22 protein-coding genes and 1 pseudogene are annotated in these 26,335 nt (G+C 72.1%); 13 read left to right on the top strand and 10 right to left on the bottom strand.

Annotated features, from left to right (window positions below; genetic code table 11):
- Positions 1-80: 80 nt before the first annotated feature.
- Complete coding sequence (plsX, locus tag OUY22_RS01715; protein ID WP_270152897.1) at positions 81-1,046, top strand: phosphate acyltransferase PlsX; 966 nt, start codon at positions 81-83, stop codon at positions 1,044-1,046.
- Positions 1,047-1,051: 5 nt separating this feature from the next.
- On the opposite strand, the gene OUY22_RS01720 is transcribed toward plsX, so the two are convergent.
- On the bottom strand, positions 1,052-1,819 hold the full coding sequence (locus tag OUY22_RS01720) for a spheroidene monooxygenase (RefSeq protein ID WP_270152898.1): 768 nt from the start codon (positions 1,817-1,819) through the stop codon (positions 1,052-1,054).
- On the opposite strand from OUY22_RS01720, the gene OUY22_RS01725 reads away from it, so the two are divergent.
- Positions 1,794-2,390 carry a glycerol-3-phosphate acyltransferase gene (locus OUY22_RS01725; protein WP_270152899.1) on the top strand — a complete coding sequence of 199 codons (597 nt, stop codon included), beginning with the start codon at positions 1,794-1,796 and terminating at the stop codon, positions 2,388-2,390. The two genes, OUY22_RS01720 and OUY22_RS01725, sit on opposite strands and share 26 nt — an antisense overlap.
- Here the strand turns inward: OUY22_RS01725 and OUY22_RS01730 are convergent.
- From OUY22_RS01730 to OUY22_RS01740, 3 genes are read right to left on the bottom strand one after another with little or no spacing between them, the layout of a single operon-like run.
- Positions 2,341-3,456, bottom strand: a complete 1,116-nt coding sequence (locus tag OUY22_RS01730) for a glycosyltransferase (protein WP_270152900.1) — start codon at positions 3,454-3,456, stop codon at positions 2,341-2,343. The two genes, OUY22_RS01725 and OUY22_RS01730, sit on opposite strands and share 50 nt — an antisense overlap.
- Before the next feature lie 58 nt (positions 3,457-3,514).
- The gene (locus tag OUY22_RS01735) at positions 3,515-4,984 is read right to left on the bottom strand and encodes a phytoene desaturase family protein (RefSeq protein ID WP_270152901.1); all 1,470 of its coding nucleotides are present in this window, start codon (positions 4,982-4,984) and stop codon (positions 3,515-3,517) included.
- The gene (locus tag OUY22_RS01740) at positions 4,972-5,745 is read right to left on the bottom strand and encodes a carotenoid biosynthesis protein (protein ID WP_270152902.1); all 774 of its coding nucleotides are present in this window, start codon (positions 5,743-5,745) and stop codon (positions 4,972-4,974) included. The genes OUY22_RS01735 and OUY22_RS01740 overlap by 13 nt, the downstream gene beginning before the upstream one ends.
- Before the next feature lie 172 nt (positions 5,746-5,917).
- On the opposite strand from OUY22_RS01740, the gene OUY22_RS01745 reads away from it, so the two are divergent.
- From OUY22_RS01745 to OUY22_RS01790, 10 genes are all read left to right on the top strand, one after another.
- Complete coding sequence (locus OUY22_RS01745) at positions 5,918-6,877, top strand: YbgA family protein (RefSeq protein ID WP_270152903.1); 960 nt, start codon at positions 5,918-5,920, stop codon at positions 6,875-6,877.
- Between the two features lie 36 nt (positions 6,878-6,913).
- A complete protein-coding gene (locus OUY22_RS01750; RefSeq protein WP_270152904.1) occupies positions 6,914-7,312 on the top strand; it encodes a hypothetical protein in 399 nt (132 codons plus the stop codon).
- 76 nt (positions 7,313-7,388) lie between these two features.
- Positions 7,389-7,619 carry a hypervirulence associated TUDOR domain-containing protein gene (locus tag OUY22_RS01755; protein WP_270152905.1) on the top strand — a complete coding sequence of 77 codons (231 nt, stop codon included), beginning with the start codon at positions 7,389-7,391 and terminating at the stop codon, positions 7,617-7,619.
- A complete protein-coding gene (locus OUY22_RS01760) occupies positions 7,619-7,957 on the top strand; it encodes a DUF3140 domain-containing protein (RefSeq protein ID WP_270152906.1) in 339 nt (112 codons plus the stop codon). Before OUY22_RS01755 ends, OUY22_RS01760 begins: the two co-directional genes overlap by 1 nt.
- 70 nt (positions 7,958-8,027) lie before the next feature.
- On the top strand, positions 8,028-8,477 hold the full coding sequence (locus tag OUY22_RS01765) for a hypothetical protein (protein WP_270152907.1): 450 nt from the start codon (positions 8,028-8,030) through the stop codon (positions 8,475-8,477).
- 94 nt (positions 8,478-8,571) lie between these two features.
- Entirely contained in the window at positions 8,572-9,588 is a 1,017-nt protein-coding gene (locus OUY22_RS01770; protein ID WP_270152908.1) for a hypothetical protein, read from the top strand.
- A 54-nt stretch (positions 9,589-9,642) separates the two neighbouring features.
- A complete protein-coding gene (locus OUY22_RS01775; RefSeq protein WP_270152909.1) occupies positions 9,643-10,029 on the top strand; it encodes an ArsR/SmtB family transcription factor in 387 nt (128 codons plus the stop codon).
- Entirely contained in the window at positions 10,029-10,928 is a 900-nt protein-coding gene (locus OUY22_RS01780; RefSeq protein ID WP_270152910.1) for a cation diffusion facilitator family transporter, read from the top strand. The genes OUY22_RS01775 and OUY22_RS01780 overlap by 1 nt, the downstream gene beginning before the upstream one ends.
- Before the next feature lie 137 nt (positions 10,929-11,065).
- On the top strand, positions 11,066-12,073 hold the full coding sequence (locus OUY22_RS01785) for an ATP-binding cassette domain-containing protein (RefSeq protein ID WP_270152911.1): 1,008 nt from the start codon (positions 11,066-11,068) through the stop codon (positions 12,071-12,073).
- A complete protein-coding gene (locus OUY22_RS01790) occupies positions 12,070-12,906 on the top strand; it encodes an ABC transporter permease (protein WP_270152912.1) in 837 nt (278 codons plus the stop codon). Before OUY22_RS01785 ends, OUY22_RS01790 begins: the two co-directional genes overlap by 4 nt.
- A 1,677-nt stretch (positions 12,907-14,583) precedes the next feature.
- Here OUY22_RS01790 and OUY22_RS36835 read toward each other — a convergent pair.
- From OUY22_RS36835 to OUY22_RS01820, 6 genes and pseudogenes are all read right to left on the bottom strand, one after another.
- Positions 14,584-16,128 (bottom strand): annotated as a pseudogene (locus OUY22_RS36835) (ATP-binding protein); the annotation flags it as partial.
- A gap of 121 nt (positions 16,129-16,249) precedes the next feature.
- Entirely contained in the window at positions 16,250-17,146 is an 897-nt protein-coding gene (locus tag OUY22_RS01800) for a Gfo/Idh/MocA family protein (RefSeq protein WP_270152913.1), read from the bottom strand.
- A complete protein-coding gene (locus OUY22_RS01805; RefSeq protein ID WP_270152914.1) occupies positions 17,143-19,743 on the bottom strand; it encodes a tetratricopeptide repeat protein in 2,601 nt (866 codons plus the stop codon). The genes OUY22_RS01800 and OUY22_RS01805 overlap by 4 nt, the downstream gene beginning before the upstream one ends.
- 333 nt (positions 19,744-20,076) lie before the next feature.
- Entirely contained in the window at positions 20,077-20,730 is a 654-nt protein-coding gene (locus OUY22_RS01810; protein ID WP_270152915.1) for a response regulator, read from the bottom strand.
- The gene (locus OUY22_RS01815; RefSeq protein WP_270152916.1) at positions 20,727-21,746 is read right to left on the bottom strand and encodes a sensor histidine kinase; all 1,020 of its coding nucleotides are present in this window, start codon (positions 21,744-21,746) and stop codon (positions 20,727-20,729) included. The genes OUY22_RS01810 and OUY22_RS01815 overlap by 4 nt, the downstream gene beginning before the upstream one ends.
- Complete coding sequence (locus OUY22_RS01820; RefSeq protein ID WP_270152917.1) at positions 21,743-23,176, bottom strand: serine hydrolase domain-containing protein; 1,434 nt, start codon at positions 23,174-23,176, stop codon at positions 21,743-21,745. Before OUY22_RS01820 ends, OUY22_RS01815 begins: the two co-directional genes overlap by 4 nt.
- 606 nt (positions 23,177-23,782) lie before the next feature.
- Here OUY22_RS01820 and OUY22_RS01825 point away from each other — a divergent pair.
- Complete coding sequence (locus OUY22_RS01825) at positions 23,783-26,332, top strand: HelD family protein (protein ID WP_270152918.1); 2,550 nt, start codon at positions 23,783-23,785, stop codon at positions 26,330-26,332.
- The last annotated feature ends 3 nt before the right edge of the window (positions 26,333-26,335 follow it).

Genomic DNA, 26,335 nt, shown 5'->3' on the forward strand with positions numbered 1-26,335 from the left:
GGCCTGTGACGCCCGTGACGGCCGCGCCTGTGACGACCGCGCCTATTACGACGCCCGCAGCCTCGCGTCCCCTCCCGCCCGTGGGAGCACCGGTGGTCCTGGACGCGATGGGCGGCGACCACGGGCCGGCCGCCACGGTCGCCGGCGCCGTGTCGGCGTGGCGGACGCACGGGGTGCCGGTGGTCCTGGTCGGCGATCGGGACCGGGTGGAACGGGAGCTGCGCGGGCACGGCGCCGCCGGGGAGATCCCGGTGGTGCACGCCGAGGACGCCGTGCCGATGGCCGAGCGCGGCGCCGCCGCCGCGACGCTGACGACGTCGAGCCTCGCCGTGGGCTGCGAGCTGGTCAGCCGGGGCGAGGGCGGGGCGTTCGTCTCCGCCGGGTCCACCGGCGCGGTGGTCTCGTGCGCGGTGCGCGGCATCGGCCGGGCCGACGGGGTGCTGCGGCCCGCTCTGGCCGTGGCCCTGCCCTCGCTGACGGGCGGCGCCAGCGTGCTCGTGGACGCGGGCGCGACCGCAGACCCGACCCCGGCCATGGTCGCCCAGTTCGCCCAGTTGGGCGCGGGCTACGCGCGGACCGTGCTGGGCCGCCCCGACCCGCTGGTGGGGCTGCTGTCGATCGGCTCCGAGCCGGGCAAGGGCAACCGGCTGACCCGCCGCGCCGGGGACCTGCTCGCCGCCCTGCCGCTGCGCTTCCACGGCAACGTGGAGGGCCACGACGTGCTGGCGGGCACCGTCGACGTGATCGTCACCGACGGCTTCACCGGCAACGTCGTGCTGAAGAACGTCGAAGGCTGCGTCCGCACGGCGCTGACCATGGTCGCCCAGGCCGGCATCGCCTCCCCGGAACGGCTCACCGAGGTCGCCCGCCGCTACGACCCGGAGACCCACGGCGGGGCCGCCCTCCTGGGCCTGCGCGGCACGGTCGTCGTCGCGCACGGCTCCTCCCCCGCGGCCACGATCGCCCGCGCCTGCGTGGTGGCGCACGCGCTGGCGGCGCAGGACCCGGCGGCCGGCATCGAGGCCGTGGCGGAACCGGTGTCATGACCGGCTCAGCGCAGCGGGTCGATCCCGTCCCAGGTGCCTTCGGCGGCGTACGGGGTGAAGCGGGCGAACAGTTCCTCGGCGTACCAGTCGTCCGCCCGCACCCGCTCGATGACCTGCCGGTGCGCCTCGCCCCGGTAGGCGAAGGCGCGCACCGCCTCCCGGTCCCGCCACAGGGAGAACGTCGCCTGCCGGGCCAGCGGCCACTCGCCGACGCCGATCGAGGCCAGGCAGCCGTCCTGCCGCCGCAGCAGCTCGTCGACCGGCGGCACCGACCGGTAGAACGCGACCAGGCGGCGGGGCCGGATCGACGCCCTGGTGAGCACGGCCACCGGCCCCCCGCGCCCCGCGGACGTCCCCTCACCCCCGGAGCCGAAAGCACGTTCGACCCTCTGGGGTTCCGCGGGAGTGTCGCCGGATGGCGGTGGGAGGGCGAAGGGGTCGCGGCCCGACCAGGCGCCGCGCGAAGCCGTCGGGGCGAGCCGCACCTGCCAGAACTCGGACGCCTCCGACCGCCAGCGGGCCGCGATCGGCGAGGCGCGCAGGAAGGCGTCCAGATCGTCCTCGCCGCGCCAGACCGCGAACAGCGCCCACCGGCGCAGGTCGGCGCCCAGGGACATGGCCCGGCCCTGGCCGGTGCCGAGCAGCCGCCAGAACAGCAGCCCGCCGGCCCGTCGCAGCAGCGGCCGGTCGAAGGCCATGTGCCGCATCGCGCGGGCGCTGTCGTACCGGATGAGGTGGAAGGACGCGATGGTTGAGGTGCTGGTGTCGGTCATCGCCGGCTACCTGCTCGGCTCGGTGCCGGTGGCGGTCCTGGTGGCGCGGGCGCACGGCGTCGACCCGCGCGACATCGGCGACCGCAACCCCGGGTACTGGAACGTCAAGGAGCAGCTCGGCCGGCGGGCGGCGGTGCCGGTGTTCGCCGGCGACCTCCTCAAGGGCACGCTGGCCGCCCTCGTGGGCCTCCTGGTCAGCGGCGCCGACACCGCCACGCTGGGGGTCGTCACCGGGGCGAGCGTGCTGCCGGTGTACCTGGCGGTGGCGGCGGCCATGGTGGGCCACGCGTGGCCGGTGTTCGCCGGCTTCCGCGGCGGGCGGTCGATCCTGACCTTCGCGGGGGGCGTCGCGGTCATCTGTCCTCCGGCGTTCGTGCTGGCGATCACCGCGCTGGCGGTCACGGCCGTGGCGCTGCGTTCGTTCGCGGTGGGGGCGCGCCTGGCGGTGTTCGGCGTGCCGGTGCTGCAGCTGCTGTTCGCGCCGGTGGAGCTGGTGGCGGCCACCGGGCTGCTGATGTGCCTCATCGGTCTGCGCTTCGGTCAGGCCGCGCTCGCCGCCCGCCGCCGCTGACGTCCGGGTACGTACGACCGCGCCAGGTCCGTACGGGGCGCAGCGTCGCCTGGGTGAGCCGGAACGCCGCGGCGGGGTCGAGCAGCGGCGAGAGCAGCAGTCCCGGTCCAGGGTCGCGGTAGCTGCCGCGCAGCGCGCCCGCGAGCAGCAGCCGCACCGCCAGCAGCGCCGCGTCCAGGCGGGTGGCGCGGCCGGCCGCCAGGCGGAGCACCGGCAGCGCCCCGGTCAGCCAGATGACGGCCAGGTCGGCGGCCTGCCAGCCGGGGGCGGTGACGTCGCGCAGCGGGAGCGAGCGGCCCCACTCACGCCACAGCTCGCCCACCGAGTCGTGCATGTCGACCTCCAGCAGGCTGCCCGCGTCCAGGAAGCCGACCGTCCAGCCTCGGCCAGCCAGGCACCGGGCCAGGGCCACGTCGTCGGTCATCCGGTCGCGTACCAGCGCGAACCCATCCACGTCGGTCATCCGGGCCCGGCGGAAGGCCATGCACTGGCCGTTGGCGACGGTGCGGTGCGGCGGCGGCGGGCTCGCGGGGCCGACGGGCCCGAACCGGTAGACCAGCGTCGCCAGCATGGCGGCGTGCAGGGCCTGTTCCAGCACGCCGTCGCAGACGAACCGGGGGGCCGCGCTCACCAGGTCGTAGCGCTCCAGCGTGGCCGCGAGCGCGCCGAACAGTCCGGGCCCCGGCCGCGCGTCGGCGTCCAGCGTGACCACGACCTCGCCGCCGGCCGCCGCCACCCCCTGACGCAGCGCCCACTGCTTGCCCACCCAGCCGCCGGGCAGCGGCTCGGCGGTGACGACCTTGGCCCCGGCCGCCGCCGCGACCTCGGCCGTACCGTCGGTGGAGCCGTCGTCGACCACGATCACCTCGGTGACGGCCGGGTCGCCGAGCGCGGCCCGCAGGCACGGCCCGATCCTGGCCGCCTCGTCGCGCGCGGGAATCACCACGGAGATCGTCACGCCCGCGTCGCCGCGCGGCCGGAGCGGCGGCAGCCGCCGCCGGCCCCGCGCGAGCCTGGCCAGCGCCACGCCGGCGGCGACCCCCTGCACGACCGTCAACGGCCTCACCGCGAACCGTCCCACACGCACCACCGCCTCACCGCGAGCCGTCCCAGGCACCGCCGCCTCACCGCGAACCGCCTCGCAGGTCGGTGGTCGTGGGCGGTGCTGGGTGGAAGTCCTGGGTCACCAGGTCGGCCACGATGCGGGCGCCCAGGGTCACCATGGGCAGCCCGCCGCCCGGGTGCGCGGAGCCGCCGACCAGGTACAGGCCGCGCCGGGGGCCGCGGTTGCCGGGGCGCAGGAAGGCCGACGTCCGGCCCCGGTAGGCGCTGCCGTAGATGGCGCCGCCCCAGGCCCCGTAGCGGTCGCGCAGGTCCGCCGGGGTGAAGACGTCGGCGAAGCGCATCCGGCCCGCCAGGTCGTGCCCGCGCTCGGCCAGCCGTTCCAGGACCAGGTCCCGGTACGCCTCCACGCCGATCGGCCACCGGCCGGGGTCGCGGGCGGGCACGTTGACCAGCATCGTCCAGTTCTCCGCGCCAGCCGGGGCCTGCGTCGGGTCGTCCACCGCCGAGCAGCCGACGTAGACCGTCGGGTCCAGAGGCGGGCGGCCGCGGTCGAAGATGTCGGCGAACTCCCGTTCGTAGTCCGCCGAGAACAGCACCGAGTGGTGCGGCAGCCCGGGCGTGCGCCCCTCCACTCCGGCCAGCACCAGCAGCGCCGACGACGAGCGACCCAGCCGGGCGATCCGGCGCAGCCGCCCGCGATCGGGCAGCAGGCGGCCGTACAGCGCGGCGGCGTCGGTGTTGGCGACCACGACGTCCGCCCGGACCCTCTCCCCGCTCGCCAGTCGCACCCCTGTGACGGCGGAGCCGCCGGCCTCGATCGCCTCGACGGGCTCGGACAGGAACACCTGCACGCCGGCGGCCTTCAGCAGCAGGCCCAGGTCGTCGGCCAGCCGGGGCAGGCCGCCCGGCGCGTACCAGACGCCCTGGCCGTGCTCCAGCGCGGGGACGCAGCCCAGCGCGGCGGGCGCGCGGTACGGGCTGGACCCGGCGTAGGTGGCGTAGCGGCCGACGTACTGCCGCAGCCGGGCGTCACGGAAGTGGCGGCGGGCCAGGCCGTCGAGCGTGCGCGCGGGCGCCACGGCCAGCAGGTCGGAGAGCCGGGCCTCGCCGGGGCGCCGGATCAGCGGCCCGGCGAACACCGTCCGGTTCGCCGCCTCCAGCGCGCCGCGGGCCCAGTCGTGGAAGGCGCGCCACGCCCGCCCCTCGCCCGGGGCCAGCCGGTCCACCGCTTCGGCCATGCGCTCGGGGTCGCGGTGGGCGTCCAGCACCGTGCCGTCGGCGAACCGGTACCGGCACAGCGGGTCCGGTTCGATCAGCTCGCGTTCCAGCCCCAGCTCGCGGAAGAGGCCGGGCATGGTCAGCAGCGACGGCCCGAGGGAGAAGGTGAACCCGTCACGGTGGTGCTCGGCCAGCTTGCCGCCCAGCCGGGGCAGTTGCTCGTACAGCCGCACCTCGTGTCCCCGGCGGGCCAGCAGCAGCGCGCACGCCATACCGCCCACGCCGCCGCCGATCACCGTCACTTCTGCCATGTCCGCCTCCAGGCCAGCGCGGCGAACGCGCCCATCGTGATCCCGCCGACCACCGCCACCACCGGGTCGGTCGGGTCGAACACCGCGGCGAAGGCGACCGTCTCCATGACCGCCATGACCGTGTACAGCGCGAGCAGCCCGCGCCCCGGCGGGGCGTCGCCGCCGATGCGCCCGGCGGCCAGCATGACCACGGCCGACACCAGCAGCCAGCCGGCGAAGTTGCTGAGCGGGATGCCCCGGTAGAAGCCGTCGTCCGCCGCCCACGTCCACAGGCCGAGGCGGACCATCTGCGGGTCGAGGAACAGGTCCCACGCCGTCATCGCGGCCGCGCCCACGCAGACCCGGGCCCAGCCGCCGGAGGGGACGATGGCGGCGGCCACCGCGTACGCCGCGAGCCCCATGCCGCCCCACGCCACCGCCACCACGAGGGGCACGCCGCCCACCTGGGGCCACAGCACGTCGCTGTAGGCGTACGCGCCGAACGGGAAGCCGGTCAGCACCCCGACCACCTCGGCCGCGTACCCGGTCAGCACGGCCGCGCCGAACGCGGCCAGCGCCCTGCGCGTCCCCCACGCGCCGGCGGCGAAGGCGACGGCGGACACGGCGAGCACCGCGACGATCAGCCCGGTGAACCGTTCCGGCCGCGCGGCCAGCCCGGACGCCACCTGCAGGCCGACCATGGTCAGCAGGGACAGGACTCCCAGCGCGCGTGCCGGCCCGAGGGCCACGCGTCCCGCCTGTTCGCTTCTCGTCTGTTCCACACACTGTCTTTCGAAGCCGTCGCGATCACGGATGCACGTGCCCGGTGGCGTCCCAAACGAGCGTCATGGCCGTCCGAGCATCGGGGCAAGATTCTCCCGGCGCCGCCGTGACCTGGCGGGACGCAGGCGCGCGGGGGGCGTGCGAGCGGCCGTGGTGGGCAGCTTGTGTGGCATGGCTGAGGACCAGCGCCTGGGCAGGCCGCGAGTGGCGGTGTCGAGCTGCCTGCTCGGCGAGCGCGTACGGCACAACGGCAATCACAGCCGGTCCCGCTACCTCACCGACGACCTGAAGCCGTTCGTCGACTGGGTGCCGATCTGCCCGGAGATGGAGATCGGCCTCGGGACGCCCCGCGAGTCGATGCGGCTCGAACAGTCCCCCGGCGGCCCCCGGCTCATGACCCGCACCAGCCGCCGCGACCTCACCCCGGCCATGACGGCGCTGGCCGCCGAGCGGTCCGCCCGGCTGGACGTCGACGGGTACGTGTTCAAGGCCAAGAGCCCGAGCTGCGGCATCCACGGCATCCCGCTCTACGCCGGGAGCACGGCCCTGTCCCGGCAGCACCGGGGGCTGTTCGCCGACGCGGTGATCGAGGCGCACCCGCTGCTGCCGGTCGAGGACGAGGGCCGGCTCAACGACGCCGTGCTGCGTGAGGCGTTCACCGAGCGGATCTTCGCCCTCGCGCGGCTGCGTGAGCTGCTGGAGAGCGACTGGCGGCCCCGCGACCTGGTGGCGTTCCAGTCCCGGCACAAGATGCAGCTGCTCGCGCACTCACCCGTGGGCTACCGCGAGACCGGCCGCGTGGTCGCCGAGGCGGGCACCCGCCCGCGTGAGGAGCTCGCCGGCGCGTACGGGACGGCGTTCCGCACCGCGATGGCGGTCCGGGTGTCGGTCGGGCGCAACGTCAACGTCCTGCAGCACTGCCTCGGCATGCTCGGCGACGAGCTCGACCCGGTGCGCCGCGCCGACCTGGCCGAGGTCATCGGCTCCTACCGGGCGCGCCGGGTGGCGCTCAGCGTGCCGCTCGCGCTGCTGCGCCACCACGCCCGCGGCGAGGCCGCGACCTACGTCCAGGAGCAGACCTTCTTCTCCCCGTACCCGGACGAGCTGGGCCTGCGCAACCACGTCGGGTGACGGTTTGGCGGTCCGGCGTCCGGGCAGGCCACGGCCATGGAGCAGACGCGGTACGACTTCGCCTTCGACCGCCGCTTCGGCCCGTGGCTGGGGATGCTGGGGGTCCGGCCGGACAACAGCCACGTCCTGGTGACCGAGGAGGCGCTGCGGGTGCGGTTCGGGCCCTGGGAGGTGGCGTCCCCGTTGTCCAATGTGACGGACGTGAGCGTGACCGGCCCGTACTCGGCGATCAAGGCGATCGGGGTGCGCATGTCGCTGGCCGACCGCGGGCTGACCTTCGGTTCTGACGTGCGCGAGGGCGTGTGCGTGCGGTTCCGGCAGCCGGTGCGCGGCAGCGAGCCGCTGGGGCTGGTGCGTCACCCCGGGCTCACCGTCACCGTCGCCGACTGCGCCGCTCTGGCCGACCGGCTGCGGCGGCTCGTCCGTACGGTGTGAGGCCCTTGACGCGATGATGGGCATATCCATGACCGCGCCTGGGCGTGCCGGGGCGGACGCGGGTAGGGCGCCGCTCATGACGAAGAAGCGGAAGGAAGAGCCCTCGGTGGGGGACGAGGTCACCTGGAAGAGCCACGGCTCCACCGCCCACGGCAAGGTCGAGAAGAAGCTCACCCGCAGGCAGCGCGAGGCCGGGCGCACGGTGGCCGCCTCGCCCGACGATCCGCAGTACGTGGTGCGCAGCGAGAAGAGCGGCAAGAAGGCCGTGCACAGGCCGTCGGCGCTGCGCCAGGAGAAGGACTCCTGATGACCGAGGAGGAGCGGCGGGCCGTCGTCGCCGAGTTCGACCGGGCGGTCAACATGACCGCCCGCGAGCTGGAAGGCTGGCTGGCCACGGACGAGTCCCAGGCGGTGGGCCAGAAGGACGACGGCGGCGAGTCCACCGGGCACGCGTCCGGCCGCAGGATCGTCGAGCTCCTGCGCGCCAGGCGGTCGTCCCTCACCGATCAGGACTACGCGCACATGCGCAAGGTGGTCGGCTACGTCCACCGGCACCTGGCGCAGCGGCCCTCAGGCGACGTCCGGGAGACCCGGTGGCGCTACTCGCTGATGAACTGGGGCCACGACCCGCTCAAGTCCGGATGAGTCGAACCTCTCGGCGCGGGCTGCGTATCTCTGAGAGAAGAGAGCTCGGCCCGCGCACCGAAGGGGCACCATGACGATCCATCCCGGCAAGCTGCTCGGCGTCGCCTGCGCCGTGGTCCTGGGCGCGTCCCTCACCGCCTGCGGGGCGTCGGAGACCGGGGCGCGTCCGCCGGCTCATCACGGCGGCCATGCGGCGCCACCGGCCGCCGGCGGCCCTCCGGCGCCGGAGGCGACCGAGCAGAGCATCGACCAGCTCGGCGCCGCTCTCGGCTGCCCCCGGCCCGACGTGCAGGTCGACGCCGAGGAGCTGCGGCAGGCCGCCTGTCAGACCTCCAGCAACCGCGCCACCCTGGTCACCTTCGCGACGGGCAAGGGCCAGCGCGACTGGCTGGACGCCGCCCAGCCGTACGGGGGCAGCTACCTGGTGGGCGAGCGCTGGGTGGTCGTCTCGGAGCCGCCGGTGCTGGAGAGCCTGCGCACCCGGCTGGGCGGCCGGATCGAGTCGACGCGGCATCACTGAGCGCCTGGAGCGCTCACCGGCTTCGATACTTTCGTCGCCGGGCCCCGACCGAAGACGGATGTGCGCTCCGGTGTCCGGGACCTAGCTTCACCGCATGCACCTCACCGTGACGCCCGCCCGAGTGCGCCTGCCGCTCGCCGCCGCGCTGTTGCTCCTGGCCCCGGTGAGCGCCGAGTACGTCACCGGTTACGACACCAGCACGGGAGACCCGCTCGCCCTCGTCGCCGGGCTCGTGATCTTCGCCCCGCTGTACGGCGCCCCGGCACTGCTGATCCGTGAGGCGGCGCGGCGCCGCGGGGTGGGCTGGCCGGGCATGCTGGCGCTCGCCGCCGCGTTCGGCATCGTCCAGGCCGGCATGATCGACCAGTCGTTGTTCAGCGACTCCTACCGGGACATCGAGGGCTGGTCCGGCACGTACCTGTCGACTCTGGTCGGACCGCTCGGGTTCAGCGCCTACTACGCGATGTCGTTCATCGCCGGGCACGTCATCTGGAGCTACTGCGTGCCGATCGCACTGGTGGAGTCCTTGCGCCCCGAGGCGGCGGGGCGGCCATGGCTGCGCGTGCCGGGCCTGGTGGTGGCGGTGGCGCTCTATGCCGGGGCGGCGGCGCTGATCCTCTCGGAACACCTGCGCACCGAGCGGGACCACGCCTCGGCCGCCGAACTGGCCGGGTCGGCCGTCGCCGTGGCGCTGCTGGTGGTCTACGCCTTCACCCTCGGACGGCGGCGGCCGCGCCCCCGGGACGTCCGCGTACCCCGGCCTCTCGTGGTCCTGGTCGTCAGCCTGGTGGCGGCGCTGGTCTTCAACGTCGTGCCGGAGACCTGGGCGGGCTTCGCCTGCGGGCTCGCCGTCCTCGCGGCGGCGGCGGCCCTGGTCAGCATCCTGGCGCGGTCACCCCGCTGGGGAGACCGGCACGTCGCGGCTCTCGCCGCCGGGGCCCTGCTGGGGCGGTGCGTGGTGGGGTTCCTCGTGGTCCCCCTGGGCGACGTCTCGCTCATGGCCAAGTACGGGCACAACCTCGTCTTCTTCGCGGGAGCCGCGCTGCTGGCCTACCACGCCGTCGCCAGGCCGCTCGGGGCCGTGGAGCGCGACGCGCCTCTTGACAGGTGATCCAGGGCATCGCCTAACCTTTGATATGTGAATAGGTCTTCAGATGAGAGTGCGTTGTCCATCGACGGCTGCACCGTCAAGGTGGTCGACCCCGACCGGGTCACCGCCGTGCGCGAGCGGATGCCCGACGCCGGAGACCTGATCGACACCGCGGACGTCTTCGGCCTGCTGTCGGACCCCAACCGGCTCCGGCTGCTGGTCGCGCTGCTCGACGGCGAGCTGTGCGTGTGCGACCTCGCGGCGGTGACCGGCCAGAGCGAGTCCGCCGTCTCCCACGCCCTGCGCCTGCTGCGCGCCCATCGCATCGTGGCCGCCCGCCGCTCCGGCCGGATGGCCTACTACCGGCTGGAGGACCCGCACGTGCGAATGCTGCTGGACCTCGCCCTGGCCCACATCCAGCACACCGAGGCGATCCACCCGGAACGCGACGGGAGCGAGTGATGGGCCACGGCCACGGGCACGGACACGCGGGCGGCCGCCACCGCTGGCGGCTGGCGGTCTCCTTCGCCCTGATCGGCGCCTTCTTCCTGGTCGAGCTGGCCTACGGCCTCCTGTCCGGCTCGCTGGCGCTGCTGTCGGACGCCGGTCACATGGCCGCCGACGTGGTCACCCTCGGTGCGGCGCTGGTCGCCACGCGGATCGCCACCCGCCCCGACACCACCGGCCGGCGCAGCTACGGCTCCTACCGCGCCGAGGTGTTCGCCTCCCTGCTGGCCGTGATCCTGATGCTCGTCGTCGCCGTCTACGTGGCGGCCGAGGCGATCGGCCGCATCGGCGCCCCCGCCGAGGTCTCCTCCGGCCCGATGCTGGTCGTCGGCGCCATCGGCCTGGCCGTCAACCTGGTGGCCCTGCTGCTGCTGCGCGCCGGGGCCGCCGAGAGCCTCAACGTCAAGGGCGCCTACCTGGAGGTCGTGGCCGACACCGCCGGCTCCGTCGGCGTCATCGTCGCCGGCTGGCTGGTGGCCTCCACCGGCCAGTCCTTCTGGGACACCGTCGTCGCCCTGGCGATCGGCGTCTTCGTCGCCGTCCGGGCCGTGGCGCTCGGGCGACAGGTCTTCGCCGTGCTCGGCCAGCACGTGCCCGAGGGGATCGACGCCACCGCCGTGGCCGGCGACCTGGCCGCCATCGACGGCGTACGGGACGTGCACGACCTGCACCTGTGGACCCTCACCTCCGGCATGAACGTCGCCACCGCCCACCTGGTCACCGCCGACCAGAGCGACCACCACGCGGTGCTCGACCAGGCGCGCGACCTGCTGCTCAGGCGACACGGCGTGGCCCACGCCACCCTCCAGGTCGAGCCCGCCGACCACAGCGGCTGCGACGAGCTGGGCTGGTGACCCCCGTCAGGGGGTGAGCTCCTCGACGGCCACGGCGAGCGCCTGAGGGTCGGTCGACAGGGCGATCAGAAGCTGGGCGCGGCCCGCTGAAACCGCCGCGAGGGGGCCGTGAAACCGGCGGCGCCGATGGTGTGGCCATGAACATCACAGAACTCGGCCGTACCGGGGACGGCGCCGCGCCCCCCGGCGGGACGGAACAGGCTGTGCTGGCCGCGGGGCTGGTCAAGGCGTTCGGCGAGCAGCGCGCCGTGGACGGGATCGACCTGGAGGTGCGGTCCGGCGAGATCTTCGGCGTCCTCGGGCCGAACGGCGCCGGCAAGACCACGATGCTGCGGATGCTGTCGACCCTGCTGCCGATCGACGCGGGCCACGCGCGGATCTTCGGGGTCGACGTGGCCGGCGAGCCGCACGTGATCCGGCAGCTCGTGGGCGTCACCGGGCAGTACGCGTCGGTGGACGAGAACCTGACCGCGCGCGAGAACCTGTGGCTCTTCGCCCGCCTGCAGGGCATCCCGTCCTCGCGGGCCAGGCGGATCGCCGACGGGCTGCTCGGCCAGTTCGGCCTGGAGGAGGCCGCGGACCAGCCGATCGCGCAGTTCTCCGGCGGGATGCGGCGCCGCCTCGACCTGGCCGCCAGCCTGATCACCAGGCCGCCGCTGATCTTCCTGGACGAGCCGACCACCGGCCTCGACCCGCGTACCCGCGGCCAGATGTGGGCCACGATCCGCGGCCTGGTCGCCGACGGCTGCACGGTCCTGCTGACCACGCAGTATCTCGACGAGGCCGACCAGCTCGCCGATCGGATCGCCGTCATCGACCATGGCCGCAAGGTGGCCGAAGGCACGCCCGACGAGCTGAAGACGGCGGTCGGCAACGCCACCCTGCAGCTGGTGCTCGCCGAGCCCGCCGAGTCGCCGGCCGCCGCCGAGGCGGTCCGTCGGGTCATCGGCGCCGATCCGGTGCTCAGCCCCGAGAAGGGCCGGCTCAACGTCCCGCTCGACCAGGCCGACCTGGCCGCCGACGTGCTGATCGCGCTGCGGGCCGCCGGGCTCTCGATCTCGTCGGTGAGCGTGGCCAAACCCAGCCTGGACGAAGTGTTCCTAGCCCTGACGGGCCACGGGACGGACGCGGAGGAGAACCGATGAGCGCCACGATCACACCGGACCGGGAGACCGTCCGCCCGGCCGACCGGGTGGCGGCGGCGCGGCGGCGCGTCTCCGTCGGGGAGACGCTCGACCAGACGCTGTCGATGGCCTGGCGGTCCGTCAAGAAGATGCTCCGCAACCCCGAGCAGTTCTTCGACGTGGCGTTGCAGCCCATCCTGTTCACCGCGATGTTCGCGTACATCTTCGGCGGCGCGATCGCCGGCGACGTGCAAAGCTACCTGCCGTTGATGATCCCCGGTATCCTCGCCCAGACCGTGCTGACGACCTGCATGGTGACCGGGACGCAGCTGCGCGAGGACATGGAGAAGGGCGTCTTCGACCGGTTCAAGTCGCTGCCGATCGCCCGGATCGCGCCGCTCGCCGGGCCGATGGTGGCCGACCTGGTCCGGTACACGATCGCGGCGACCCTCACCTTCGCCGTGGGCGCGCTGATCGGCTACCGCCCCGGGGGCGGGGTCCCCGGGGTGCTCGCCGGGATCGTCCTGGCGGTCTTCACGGGCTGGTCACTGGCGTGGGTCTTCACCTGGCTCGGCACGATCGCCCGCAGCGTCCAGGCCGTGCACGGCATCTCCCTGATGATCCTGTTCCCGTTGACCTTCCTGTCGAACGCGTTCGTCCCCGTCGACACGCTGCCCGGCTGGCTCGCCGCGTTCGTCCGCGTCAACCCGGTCTCCCACCTGGTCACGGCCACCCGCGACCTCGCCAACGACGCCGTCGTCAGCGGGGAGGTGGCCTGGACGGTCCTGGCGTGCCTGATCGTCATCGGGGTCTTCGCCCCGCTGTCCGTACGGGGCTACAAGCGGCACCTGTGACCCGCGGCCGGACAGCCGCGCGACGAGCGTCCGCGCCTCGCCGATCAGACCGGCCCCCCGCCGGTCGCCGTACCGGGCGCGGACGCGGGCCAGGGCCCCGGGGGCGGCCTTCTCGGCGTACGGCTCGATCCGGTCGAAGGCCATGCCGGCCATCATGTCGTGGTAGGAGAACCGTTCGGCCAGCACCAGCAGCGCGACGGCGTCGTCCGGGGCGAGCGCGGCCCGGAGCAGTCCCCAGGCGCCGATCGCGAAGAGCAGCGAGCCGCAGACCGGATAGTCGAGCAGCCGGCTTTCCTGGCTCAGCGCATCAGGCCCCCGCCGGGTGAGGCAGGCCAGGAACAGCTCCTCGCCGTACGGGAGATCCGCCGGTTCCGCGTGGTAGGCGTACGCCGTCAGGGCGAGCGCCTCGGCCACGATCGGCCACGGATCGGACGGCCCCGGCAGCCGCTGGTCGCGCGCCCCTCGGACGGCCAGCCGGTACTCCGCGAGCGCGGTGGCCCTGTCGCCGCGGGCGAGCGCGATCTCGGCGGCGCACACCGAGGCGATCGCCAGGCTGCCGGGGACCGGCTCACGGGCGTTGACCAGGTTCATCTCGGCGAGTTCGGTCTCGGCGGTGTCGTGGTCGCCGTCGGCCAGCGCGGCCACCAGCAGCACCGAACGCAGCTGCGTCTCGTCGTCGGTGGCGCCGACCCGCCTGATGGCCGGCAGGGCGGCCCGCGCATGACCGACCGCCCGCCGCCGGTCGCCGTGCCGCATGAGCAGGTGGGCCATCGTGGAGTTCAGGATCGCCTGGAGCCACGGGTTCTCGTCGTCGGGGAGCAGGGTCAAGGCATGATCGGTCGCCTCGATCGCCTCGGCCAGGTCACCCGCGTTCTCCAGCACGTGGGCGCTCATCTGCGCCGCGGCCAGCGCCACGTGGCGGTCAGGGCTGCGGCGCAGCTCGGCCAGCCGTTCGCGCCGGTCGGCGACGCCCGGGCGGCTGAACGCGAGCGTCACCTCGGCCGTGGCCGCGAGGCGCGGATCCGTCGTGTCGCCGACGGGCAGGCGGCCGAGCAGGTTGTCCAGCGGCTCGCGGTGGCCGCTCATCATGATCATGGCGTTGACGACGGTGACCACCAGGGCCGCCCGGGTGATCTCGACGAGCTCGGGCGGCGGGAACCAGCCGGTGACGGCCTGCTTGATCGCCTGCCCGAGCGCGATGATCTTGGCATGGTCGCCGCGGACGGACCACAACGCCCCCAGACCGGACAGCAGCTGGACCGCCGTGGCGGGATCGGGCTCGGCGAGCGCCCGGCGGAGCAGGTCCGTCAGGTTGATCTCCTCGGCCCGCAGCGCGTCGACCGCAGCGAACTGGCCGGGACCGAACAGGCCGGCGCCGTGCCCGCAGGCGTAGCCCGTCGCCCACGACCGCAACGCCGCCCACGCCGGCTCCTCCTCGCCAGCCTCCTCCAGCCGCATCCGGCCGAACTCCCTGACGGTCTCCAGCATCCGGTAACGGACGCCGCCGGCCGTCTCGTCCACGCTCAGCAGCGACTGCTCGGCCAGCGCGTGCACCGCCGGCAGCGCATCCGGACCGAGCACCCGCTCCGCCGCGTCCGGCGTGCAGCCGTCAGCGAACAGCGACAACCACCGCAGGGCCCGCCGCTCGGGCTCGCCCAGGAGATTCCACGACCAGTCGATGACCGCGAGCAGCGTCCGGTGCCGGTCGGGAGCGCTGCGGTCACCGCCGCGCAGCAGCGCGAAGCGGTCCGCCAGCCGCCGCGCGATCTCCTCCACCGCCATCACCCGCACCCTGGCCGCGGCCAGCTCGATCGCCAGCGGCAGCCCGTCGAGCCGGGTCACGATCTCGCGTACCGTGCCCTCGTCCACCCGCGCGGCCGGGCGGGCGGCCGTGGCACGCCGGCGGAAGAGCTCCACCGCGTCGCCGGCCTCCAGCGCGCCGAGCGGGTAGACACACTCGGACATGATCGACAATGGGGCCCGCGACGTGGTGAGGACCCGCAGATCGCGCGTGGCCGCGACCAGGAAAGCCGTCAGGTCGGCCACGGCCTCGATCACATGCTCGCAGTTGTCCAGGATGAGCAGCGCCGGCGCCTGGTCGAGCCGCCGGGCGATGCGACTCCGGACGTCGGCCCGCTGCTCCGGCGTCAACGTACGGCGTCCGCTGACCGAGTCGCGCACCCCGAGCGCCGAACCCACCTCGGCCACGACTCCCTCGGGCGAGGAAACGCCGACGAGCCCGACGAAATGGACCACGGGCTGGGCGGCATCCCGGCCGGCGGCATGGGCCAGCCGCGTCTTCCCCAGCCCGCCGGGCCCGACGACGGAGACCACCCTGTGGGTCCGCAGCAGGGCGTGCACCGCCTGGATGTCGCCGTCACGCCCGAGCAGCGGCGAGCCGTCGAACTGCACACCCTCCCGTACGGGCCGGTCCGCCGCGAGCAACTCGGCGTGCACGCGCGCCAGACCGGGCCCCGGATCCGCGCCGAGGCTCTCGGCCAGGTCGGCGCGATGGCGCTCGTACCGCTCCAGAGCGGAGGCGACACCCCGCACCGCGGCCTCGCTGCGCAGCAGGCAGGCGAGCAGCTCCTCGTCACGGGGACGGCCGGACGCCGCCTCCTCCAGCAGCGGCAGCGCCCCCTCATGATCACCGCAGCGGGACCGCGCGACGGCCACCAGCCGCCGCGCCTCAGCCAGCCGCACGGCGGCGACGGCCCGCAACTCCCCCAGCGCCCCCGGGCCCTCTTCCAGCCCGGCCGGCCCGCCAGCACCCTCGCGCAGCCCGGCCCCGCCCGCAGCCGCCTCCACGCCGGGTGCGCCCGCCACCTGGGGCCCGCCGGTCACCAGCGCCATCGCCTCCGCCGCGAGGCGCCGCGCCCCCGCCACGTCGTCGGCGGCCAGCGCGGTCCGGGCCCGCTCGACCAGCACCGCCAGCAGCAGCGCGTCCACCTGCTCGGCGGGCAGCCCAAGCCGGTAACCGCGTTCGGTGCGCAGCACGACGTCGGCGGCGGTCGCGGCCCTGGTCCGCGAGACGACCACCTGAAGCGCCTTCACGGGGTTCGCCGGAGGCTCGTCCGGCCATAACTCCTCGACCAGGCGCTCAGGACCGGCGCCCGCCCGCCCGTGCAGCACGAGCACCGCCAGCAAGGTCCGCGCGCGATCCCCGACCACGCGCGCCCCCCGCCAGCGGACACCATCGAGCAAGGTCAGCACCGGAGCCACGGTCTTAGCTTACGGACGCCCGTGCGGACCGGACATGCCTCACGTCGGCCGTTCGAGCCGGCCCGCTCGGACCCGATCAGTTCCGGGCGTCGGGCGGGACTTCGTGTGAAGGAGGGCTCGTTCAAGCCCGTAGAAGCAGGTTGTGCAGAAGGATGCTCAGCTCGTTCGGCAGGAGAGGGCGGCGATCTACGAGGAGCCGGCGGTAGAGACCGAGGTAATGGCTCTCGCGACGTGGAACGCTGCCGTCGGTGCCGAAATTCGTGGTGACTCGCCCGTTCTGCACGAGATATCCGGCCACGGCGTGATGGTCCAATAGCAGCTCGGCCCCGGAGGCGAAGCGCAGGCGGGTGCGGCGGGCGGCGTCGGTGACGCGCCAGCTCGTCATGATCAGTGCCTCGACGGGATCGCCGTCAGAGGTGCACCGGATGCGAGCTTCATAGGTCAATTCGTCCAGCCGGCGCAGGGACACCCGATCGACGGGATCACAGAACCTGGCCAGGACACTGAGCGCATTGATCCCTGAGTCGATCCAACTACTGGTGAACCGCTCACGTGCCGTCTCAAGGTCGGCGGCGTAGGGGTCGGCGAACCAGGCGTGGACCTCCCGTACGGGGCCTAGTTCATGTGTACGGACGATCTGCTCGCCCCACAGCACCTCGGGAGCGTACGCCATGTGGAACGCGACCTCGATCCCGTCGACCAGGAGCTTGACGGCTTCGGCCAGGCCGTCGGCGGCCGGCTTCTCCACCAGGATGGTGGCGCCGGGGAAGAGTTCGCGCGCCTGCCGGCAGAGCGCGCTGTGGGTGGCAGTGGGCGTGGCGATGACGACCAGCGCCGGGGTCTCGGTGACCTCGCGAAGGGTGGCGGCCACAGGAAGGTCGTGGCCGCGGAAGCTGATCGCCTCCGGTGGCGAGGGGTCGACTCCGGCGATGACATCGACCTGGGGCAGGCCCGCCAGGACTGCCAGATGGGTACGTGCCACCGCGCCCAGTCCCACCATGAGCACCGAGTCGGTCATCGCGGCCTGCCTTCTCTAGGGATGATCGCGGTCCAGCGTCGACGGGTCGCGTCGGTGCCGTCGATCCAGTCGATGTCGCCGAAGGCCGCGCCGTTCCCGGAGGGGTTCCACCAGGCGGCGATCTGCCCCCAGAAGCGGTTCCCGCCGAGTGTCGCGGTGATCTGGGTGAGGTGGGCGGTCGCGGTGGCGTGCTCGTCCTCACTGGCGCGGACGGCGCTGCTGTAGGCCCGGGCACTCCAGCACCAGATCTCGCCACCGGGATAGCCGCAGTCGATGGTCAGAGTGAGTCCGCGCGCGATCTCTTGCTCGGCCTCGTCGTAGCGGGCCTGATTGACCAGTGCGACGGCGGTGGCCGCGTGGAGTTTGACGAGTTCGATCTGGTTGCTGATGGTCTCGTTGATCCGCTGCGCGTCGGGCAGCAGTCGCAGTGCCTCGCGCGGCCTCTGCCAGGCAAGGGTCTGAATGAGGTCGGTGAGGGCCTTGCCTTCCGCTCCGAAGTTGGCGCTGTCGCGGGCCAGGGCAAGTGCTCGACGGTAGACGGACTCGGCGTTCGCGAACAGGGCATTGACCCGGTATACGTGTCCGCGCAGGCGCAGAATCTCTCCCATCAGCTCCTCGTGCTGCTCGCCCAGAGCGTCGAGAGAGGCGAGGGCGGCGCCGAAGTCGCCGACGAGGAATCTGTAGTCGGCCAGCCAGTATCCGGCCTCCGTCGCGAACCCGTTCGCGCCCGTCGTGGTCAGCGTCAGGTAGTGCTCGGCGGCATGGGCGTACCGACCGGCGACTCGTAACGCGTGAGCGTGGTGCAGGAGTAGGAAATGCCGGAGCCTGTCTTCCTCCGGCTGCAGGGCGAGAGCTTGTTCGGTGGCGGCGATGGCCTGTTCCAATTGTCCCGATCGCCGCTCCCGAGCCCCGCGCAGCCCCAGCAGCAGCGCCGACGCCGCGGTCTGGGGCTGCGGGAAGTCAGGGAAGTGGTTCCACCGGCCGGACAGCAGCAGCCGCTGCGCGGCATCGACCAGCCAGTAGGGGAAACGGTCGGTGTACGCGCACAGGAGAAGCGCTTGCCTGAACGCCGCCACTTCGGTGTTTCGGTCACCACGCGCCGCTGCCGCCGTACAAACCTGACCCAGATGCGCGGTGAGCCGGTCGGCGACCTCGGCCCGCTCTCGCGACGACCATGAATCGGCCAGGTCCACGTCCGCCTCGCGCAGCGCCTCCCGCAGCACCTGATGCAGGGAGTACGGCCACGGCCATGCTGGATCCACCTCCAGGAACGAGCGGTCCTTGAAGGTGCGTAGCGCCGCATCGGGAGTGGCGGGGCAACCGGCGCCGAGCATGCCGAGATCAAAGGTGTCCAGCAGCGCCGCGGTCCGTAGTAACTCCCGTTCGTGCTGGCCCAGGTCACGCAGCACCCGTGCGGCGACCGTACGCAGAGGCTGCCCGAAATCCTCGGCCGTGGGCATCCTTCCGCGCGCCAGCAGATCCAGATACCTGGTGACCGCGAGATCCAGGTACAGCGGAAGTCCGCTCCCGGCCGCGACGATGCGCTCACGGATGGCGGCGTCCATCACCGGAGTGTCGTCTCTCACCATGGCACTGCGCAGGTAGTCGTCGGCGTCGTCCGCCGACAGATACCCGACCAGGTGCTGGCGAGGCTCCTCGCCGCGGTTGTCGGCGTGCAGGCCGGGCCAGCGTTCGGGGCCGGGGAAGTCGAGCTCGTCGACGTCGGCCCAGTCGATCCGGTTGCGGCCTGTGATGACGAACAGCACATTCGGCATGAGGAAGACGGAACGCTGAAGAAACCGCTCGAAGTCGCGGTGGTGCCGCCCGCCGGCGTTCTCGTAGGTGTCCAGGAACACCGCCGCACGAGGGTGCGGTTCGGGCAGGCGATCGAGGTCCCAGGCCAGCAGGTACGGGAAGTACGACAGCGTCTCCACATCGGCGTCGGCCTCCAACAGCTCGCCCAGCAGCTCACACCTCTTCAGGGTGCGGTGGTTGGCGATGGCCTTGGCGGCTTTGTTGTAGAGCAGGCTCCCCACCCGATGAGTGACCTCGCCCACTCCGGGCAGCACTCCGATCACCTCGGCGATCGTTCCCGTGATCTGCTCAGGCAATCCGATCGCCTGAGAGGTACGGCTGAGCATCGAGTCGCCGTTGATGAACTCCTCCAACGGCCGCCCGGGATGCGCCCGTTCCCAGTACGCGCACAACGCCAGATCGAACGCCGGCCACCGCCGCGCCAGATGTCCGAGGCCGGCACGCAACCGCAGCACGTATGACTCCACATCCGGCACCGCCGACTCGGCGAAGTCGACCCGTACCGCCGCCCGCTCGTCCTGGCTCATGAACCGGCGCTCGAGCTCGGTCGAGAGCGTCGTCTTGCCGATGCCGCCCACGCCGTAGTAGACGAGCACGTTCCACCTCGGCACCCTCCGGTCGGTCACCGGCGAGATCTCCGCCGCCTCCAGGCGGGACGCCAGGACCTCGATCGACCTGTCGAATGCGCCTATTTCAGACACGCGATTAGTGAAGATCTGTTGTGCAGATATTGGGGAAGCAAGCCCCAATGCGAACGCGGCACGCAGGTTCAGCCTCGACACATCATCCAACGCTACGCAGAAACACTTGACCAGCGAGCCCTACTGACTAGTAAGACCACCGTTCAAAACCCGATTCTCCACAAGGAAGGATTTTAGCTGTTTCAAGTCTTTTTGTGGCCAACCAGTGCGTGACCCCGAGCGGGCCAGCCGTCCCATCACCCTCTTGGTGGATCACCAGCCGACAGTTACGGCGTCTACTGGCGGCATCGTCGACCTGCGCGACCTTCCACATGGTTGCTGCCGCCGGATTCCTGGCCGCACGTCACGCCCGGCACCCGGTTCGGTTCGGCGCGGAGCGTCACCCGGCGTGCAGGGATGAGGGCTTTCCCGTTTCTAGGAGTCGATCAGTCCGGCCTCGTACGCGAGGATCGCCGCCTGGACGCGGTTGTTCAGCCTCAGTCTCAGCAGGATCGCGCTGACGTGTGACTTGACCGTGCCCTCCGAGACGAACAGCTCCCGTGCGATGTCCTGGTTGGATCGCCCCCGGCCGACCAGCGAGAGGACGTCGAGTTCGCGGGGCGTCAGCGCCGCGAGTTCCTTGCGCGCGGTCTCCTGCCTGGACATGCGTCCGCCGCTGAACTGGACGATCACCTTCTGCGCGATCCGCGGTGACAGGTAGGCCGCGCCGTCGGCGACCGCCCGGACTCCCATGATCAGCTCACGGGGGTCGGCCGCCTTGAGAAGGAACCCGGCCGCGCCGGTGGCAAGGGCCCGGGCGACGTACTCGTCCTCGTCGAACGTGGTCAGCATGACGACGGCGATCTCGGGTGCGGTAGCGCGCAACTGCTCGGCCGCGGCCAGGCCGTCGAGGCGCGGCATGCGGATGTCGAGCAGGGCGATGTCCGGCCGGTTTGCCAGGACCACGTCGACCGCCTCGCGGCCGTCGGCGGCTTCGGCGACCACCTCGATCTCCGGATCGGTGGTCAGGATCGACCGCACCCCTGCTCGGATCATGGCCTCGTCATCGGCCAGCACCAACCGGATCACCGGGTGCTCTCCGGGAGCCGTGCGGTCACCGTGAACCCGCCGTCGCCATCCGGCCCTGCGCGCAGTGAGCCGTCCAGCAGCCGGACCCGCTCGCGCAGGCTGCCCAGCCCACTGCCGCCGCCACTCGACGGATCCGGCGTGCCCGTCGCCGCCCCGTTGACCACGGTGACCGTGATCCCCTCGTCATCCCGCGCCACCTCGACTCCCACCTCGGCGCCCGGCGCGTGCCGCGCCGCGTTGGTCAGTGACTCCTGCACCACCCGATGCACGGCCCTGTCCACCAGGGGCGAAAGCGGTCCGGCCGTGCTGTGGAACTCGACGGCCAGCCCGGCGGCCCGCACGCGCTCCACGAGGCTCTCGACGCTCTCGTCCGGCGACTCGGTCGGCGGCTCGGTCGGCGCCCGGCCGTCTCCCGGCCGGTCCTCGCGCAAGACACCGACGGTACGGCGGAGCCGGTCGGTCGCGATGACCGCCGAGGCGCGCAGCTCGGCGGCTGCTTCACGATTCCGCTCCGTCATGTCGGATGCCAGCTCCAGCGCTCCGGCTCGCAGCGCGATCAGCGCCAGCTCATGGCCAAGCGAGTCATGCATGTCAGCGGCGATCCTGGCCCGTTCCCGGAGCAGAGCCCGTTCGGCGATCAACTCCCTCTCCCGTTCGAGCCGCGCCACCCGCTCCTGCCCGGCCCGCACCAGCGCGGCTTGCTGGCCTCGGAAGCGCCCGGCCAGCCACGGCAGGACCACGAACACACCCAGCGTCAGCAGCGCGGTGCCACCGTTCCAGAAGTCCGGCACCATGAAGAACCCCGCAGGGGTCGCGGCGACCGTCAGGACCAGCCAGTCGCGCCGGCTGATCAGATGTCGGCCGTGCAGGTACGCGGCCACGGCCACGACGGCGAACAACAGTTGGCGCCAGGGCGGGACCTGCCCCAGGTACAGCCCGTTGGCGACGCAGACCAGCGCGATCATCGCCAGGATTACCCGGTTTCTCCAGATGGTCCAGCTCTTGCCCGTCTTCATCGCGTGGAGCCTACCGACCGCCAACGGCGCAGCCGCGTCAGTACCGTCACCAGGCCCGCGACGGCCGCCACCACCAGCGTGATCGTCAGTGGCGCGGCATGGTAGGTGAGCTGCTCCCAGGTGACCGTCCTGCCGTTCATCAGGAACGAGATCGTCGCCGGGTACAGCGCCAGCAGCACGGCCGGCAGCAGCATCGGGATCATCCGCAGGCCCACCCGCCGGCCGGGCCGCCCGGCCCAGCGCGCCGCCCACCTGCCCGCCCGCCGTACTCCCAGCACGCCGAGCCCCGCCGCGGCCAACGCGACCAGCCCCAGGATCACCTCGACCAGCTGCCGATCACCGCCAGGAACCTCCGGCGTCTTGCCCTGACTCATGGCCACCAGCCCGGTGAGCACGTCGTAGGTGTCGTCGTAGAGGCCCGCGCTGTTGGTCATGACCGCGAAGCCGTACCCCGTCCTGGGGTCGATCGCCTCCACCGCCGTGTAGGTGAACAGGTTCCCCGCATGCACCAGCAGGTCGGCGCCGTTCACGCTCTGCCTCCCCCAGCCCATGCCGTAGTCGTGCACCTTCGACGGCGCGTGCATGGCCGCCAGGCTCTCCGCTCCGACCAACTGCTTGCCCTGGCCGGACTGGGTGATCAACCACTTCCCCATGTCTCGTGCGTTGGTGACGACACTCCCCGAGCCCCCGCCGTACGAGAAGTCGCGTAGCTCGGAGCGCGGCACCCACACCCCGAACAGCGAGTTGAACCCGTCTGCCGGCCTGACCGCCGGATCACCGACGGCGCTTGCGCTCATCCCCAGCGGCTCGAACACCCGCTCCTTGAGGTAATCCCCGAACCTCCGCCCGCCGGCCACCTCCACCAGCCGCGCAGCCGTCTCGTAGTTGGCGTTGCTGTAGGTCCAGCGCGTTCCGGGATCGGCCGCCAGCTTCCCGTCGCCCAACGCCGCGACATACCCCGCCAACGACGGGGCGCTCTCCGCCGCCCGGAGATCGACCGTCGAGTCCGAGATCCCCGAGGTCTGGTCGAGCAACTGCCTGACCGTGATCTCCTTGGCTCGCGGGTCGGCCATCCGGAAGTCCGGCAGCCGTTCGGCCACCGGCTCGTCCAAGGCGAGCTTGCCGTCCTCGACCAGGGTCATCACGGCCATCGCGGTGAACGACTTGGACAGGGAGGCAACCCGCATCGGCGTGTCCTCCGTGACCGGCTTCCCCGCCGCGTCGCGACCGTATCCCGCCGCGTGGACGACCTTGCCCTGGTGCGTCACGACCGCCGACAGGCCGGGCAGGGCTGTGGATTCCCATGCTCGGGTGAGGTAGGCGTCAATGGCCGCGGATTCGAGCTCCGCGGTGGAGGCAGAGGCGGGTACGGCAGGCGCGAGAACCAGTCCCGCACCCAGGGCCAGGGTCACGAGCCGCATCTTCTTCATGAGCAAGACGGTAGAAATCACCACCCTCCCGGCGACTCTGGCGAACGGCCACGATCACCCCTGACGAAAGGAGGAGAGCCGCCTGGCCCACCGGCCCTCGCATGCGTCCGTGCTCGCCGACCTCGATGATCTGGGAGCCCGGCAGGCCGGCGAGGATCGGTGAGTGCGTGGCACAGATGATCTGGCCGCCCTCCCGCGCGATCCCCGACAACCCGCGCCCCCCGCCAGCGGACACCGTCGAGCAAGGTCAGCACCGGCGCCGCGGTCTTAACTTACGGACGCCGGACGGCTCCGGACGTGCCGGCGACCTTCGACCCGAGGCAGGCCGCCAGGACTTGTGGACTGGGTTACGTGCCGCCGTCGCCCAGCCCGGGTACGAGAACCGAGTCCGCCATCAGCATGGTTGACCACGGCACGCCAGAGCGTCTATTGTCGTGAGCACCTACATATATGACTGTGTACTCATATCACAGCACTTCTTGGCGGCTTGACTCTCTGTAGTCGAGTGCCGCATGCGTAGCCCCAAACAGTGGTCCGTTGATTTTGACATGCCCGCCGTTGGATCGCTCCCAACAGGCAGGATCGATTCGTTCCCCCGGAGGACGCATGAGCACGGTCGAGCGAAATATGGTGATCGCCGGGGAACAACTGGCCGTAGATCACATCTACGACTGTGTGACCCAGGACCGCAAGGCCGTCGAGAGCTTTCGCCTGAGCAACCTGGGAGACTGCCCCGACGCGGGGCTGGTGTCTCACCCTGACCTCCCGAAAGAGTACGGACGCCGCGAAGACCTCGGCCACCAGCCTTTGGTGATCGAGCGGATCGATCTGATCGAGGACCCTGACGACAGGCTCACCTGGTACATCGGCCGTGGCACGGTACGCGACCGCCAGGGCGACCTGGCGCTGGTGAAGTGGACCTCCAAGCTGGCGACCGCCTGGCGGCTGGCCGGCCCGGACAATCCCGGCGACGTACGGCGGCGGCGTCAGCTCCGATGCGAGGGCCCCAAGGTTCTGGACTACAGCGACACCGAGATCCAGGTGATCACCGACAAGGGTGAGACGGTCCCGGCCCCGATCCTGGACGAGGAGCCCGATCCATTCCTCCTCGCCGACCTGGACCTCGCCCGCGACGGCGTCATGCGTGACATCGTCGAGACCATCCAGCGCCACCAGCTCAGACTGGTGGCCGACGATCGCAAGGGCCTGCTCGTCATCCAGGGCGGACCGGGCACCGGCAAGACCGCAGTCGGCCTGCACCGCGTCACCTGGCTGCTGGACAACGAGCATTTCACCGCCGACCAGGTGCTCGTCATCGGACCGCACAAGGCTTTCCTGCAGTACGTACGGGACGTCCTGCCTCGTCTGGGCAGCCGTGGCGTGGCCACCGTGGACGTCGCGGCCCTCTGGCCGGGCGACGTCCGCGCGACCGACCCGATCACCGCCCGCCTGGTCAAGTCGGACGAGCGGATGGCCAAGGTGCTCCACAACGCGGTCGAGAACCTCATCCGAGAGGATCTCGCCATCGACGAGGGGTTCAACTTCCGCGGCGCGCGGCTGGACATGGACAAGGCGGAACTCGTCCGGCTGATGGAAGCAGCCCGCGAAGCCAGGGGTTCCTACCTGGTACGGCGCCGCCGCTTCATCGACACCACGATCGACTGGTTGATGACCCAGTACGCGGAGCTGACCCGGGTCAAGAACACCGACGGCCGGCTCCGTACACAGTTGGAGAAGGTGTCAGCCGTGTCGTCGCTCTTCAACCGGCTGTGGCCGTCGGCCAGCGCCGAACAGGTCTTCCGGCACCTTCTCGCCGACAGGGACAGCCTCAAGGCCGCGGCTTTCGGCGTGCTCACCCTCGACGAGCAGGATGCGCTTGCCCGCCCCCAGGCCAGACGCCTGTCGGACGAACCCTGGTCCGCCGAGGACCTCGTCTGCCTGGAGGAACTCCGCTGGCTTCTGACCGGGGAGAACGAGCGGCGCTACCAGCACCTGATCATCGACGAAGCCCAGGATTTGACGCCCATGCAGGCCAAGTCGCTGGCTCGCTGGTGCCCGTCCGGTTCGATGACGGTCCTCGGGGATCTGGCGCAGACCACGGGCGTCCGCCAGTACGACGTATGGGAGCGCCTGGCGGACATCATGACCGGTCCCGAAGGTTGGCACATCGCGGAACTGGGTGTCGGCTACCGAGTGCCCACCGACGTCATGAAGTTCGCCGCGATGCTCGGTACCAAGATCTCGCCCTCCACATCGATCCCGGCCTCCGTGCGACCGCCATCGGCCGACGCCTTGGAGGTCGCATCGGTCTCCAAGCAGCGGATCGTCGCCGAGACGGTCAGCCGTGCCCAGCGACTGGCGATGAAGGATGGCGACCAGGCACGTTCCGTCGCGGTGCTGACGCCACCGAGCGACGAACTCCATTCCGAGATCGCCGATCGGATCGCCGCCGCCCAGGAGTCCGCCTTGCCGGGGATCGGGCAACAGATCACTGTCATGCCGGCCCACACCGCAAAAGGGCTGGAGTTCGACCATGTCGTGGTGGTCGAGCCGCACCTGTTCGCCGAGCAGAACTCCGCGGGCCTTCGGCAGCTCTACGTCGCTCTCACCCGGTGCACGCAGTCCTTGACGGTGCTCCACTCGTCCCCGTTGCCCGCCGAACTCGGCGGGCCGGTCAAGGCGCCCCTCGCCGTCGAGAAGGCCCAGGTCGCTCCTCCGCCCGCGGGCGAGCGGTTCGCCGACGGCGACGAGTTCCGGGTCTCCCTCAAGGAGCGCGCGGGTACCGACCGTAAGCAGGCCGCGCACGCCCAGCTCAAGCACATGCTCGCCGCCGAGCTGTACGGAAACGAACGCGTGCCCCAGTTGGACACCGACTTCGCCGACATCGTGTGCGAGGGGGCGGATGGGCTCGGCTTCTACGTGATCTCCACGCAGGATGCCGACACCTACGCCGAGCTGCGCGCCCTGGCCCCTCGGCTCCTGGAAGTCGAATGGGCCAGTGCCCAGGAGATCGACCGCCTCTTCCTGGTTCTGCCGAAGGAGCCACAGGACCTGTGGGCGGTCGACGTCATCAAGCGGCTCTTCGACGTCCAGATCATCTGGAGGACCGAGACGGGCTGGGCCGGCCCTTCAGCGGACGCCGCTCTGGGGCGGTGACCG

Source organism: Nonomuraea corallina, from assembly GCF_027620315.1.
Classification (GTDB): Bacteria; Actinomycetota; Actinomycetes; order Streptosporangiales; family Streptosporangiaceae; genus Nonomuraea; species Nonomuraea corallina.

Excerpts from the sequence above, each read along its gene's own strand:
- OUY22_RS01785 (WP_270152911.1), top strand. The coding sequence starts at position 11,066 with ATGAACATCACAGAACTCGGCCGTACCGGGGACGGCGCCGCGCCCCCC.
- OUY22_RS01825 (WP_270152918.1), top strand. The coding sequence starts at position 23,783 with ATGAGCACGGTCGAGCGAAATATGGTGATCGCCGGGGAACAACTGGCC.
- OUY22_RS01750 (WP_270152904.1), top strand. The coding sequence starts at position 6,914 with ATGGAGCAGACGCGGTACGACTTCGCCTTCGACCGCCGCTTCGGCCCG.
- OUY22_RS01735 (WP_270152901.1), bottom strand. The coding sequence starts at position 4,984 with ATGGCAGAAGTGACGGTGATCGGCGGCGGCGTGGGCGGTATGGCGTGC.
- OUY22_RS01815 (WP_270152916.1), bottom strand. The coding sequence starts at position 21,746 with ATGAAGACGGGCAAGAGCTGGACCATCTGGAGAAACCGGGTAATCCTG.
- OUY22_RS01755 (WP_270152905.1), top strand. The coding sequence starts at position 7,389 with ATGACGAAGAAGCGGAAGGAAGAGCCCTCGGTGGGGGACGAGGTCACC.
- OUY22_RS01780 (WP_270152910.1), top strand. The coding sequence starts at position 10,029 with ATGGGCCACGGCCACGGGCACGGACACGCGGGCGGCCGCCACCGCTGG.
- OUY22_RS01790 (WP_270152912.1), top strand. The coding sequence starts at position 12,070 with ATGAGCGCCACGATCACACCGGACCGGGAGACCGTCCGCCCGGCCGAC.
- OUY22_RS01725 (WP_270152899.1), top strand. The coding sequence starts at position 1,794 with ATGGTTGAGGTGCTGGTGTCGGTCATCGCCGGCTACCTGCTCGGCTCG.
- OUY22_RS01800 (WP_270152913.1), bottom strand. The coding sequence starts at position 17,146 with ATGACCGACTCGGTGCTCATGGTGGGACTGGGCGCGGTGGCACGTACC.
- OUY22_RS01745 (WP_270152903.1), top strand. The coding sequence starts at position 5,918 with ATGGCTGAGGACCAGCGCCTGGGCAGGCCGCGAGTGGCGGTGTCGAGC.
- OUY22_RS01720 (WP_270152898.1), bottom strand. The coding sequence starts at position 1,819 with ATGACCGACACCAGCACCTCAACCATCGCGTCCTTCCACCTCATCCGG.
- OUY22_RS01765 (WP_270152907.1), top strand. The coding sequence starts at position 8,028 with ATGACGATCCATCCCGGCAAGCTGCTCGGCGTCGCCTGCGCCGTGGTC.
- OUY22_RS01770 (WP_270152908.1), top strand. The coding sequence starts at position 8,572 with ATGCACCTCACCGTGACGCCCGCCCGAGTGCGCCTGCCGCTCGCCGCC.
- OUY22_RS01760 (WP_270152906.1), top strand. The coding sequence starts at position 7,619 with ATGACCGAGGAGGAGCGGCGGGCCGTCGTCGCCGAGTTCGACCGGGCG.
- OUY22_RS01820 (WP_270152917.1), bottom strand. The coding sequence starts at position 23,176 with ATGAAGAAGATGCGGCTCGTGACCCTGGCCCTGGGTGCGGGACTGGTT.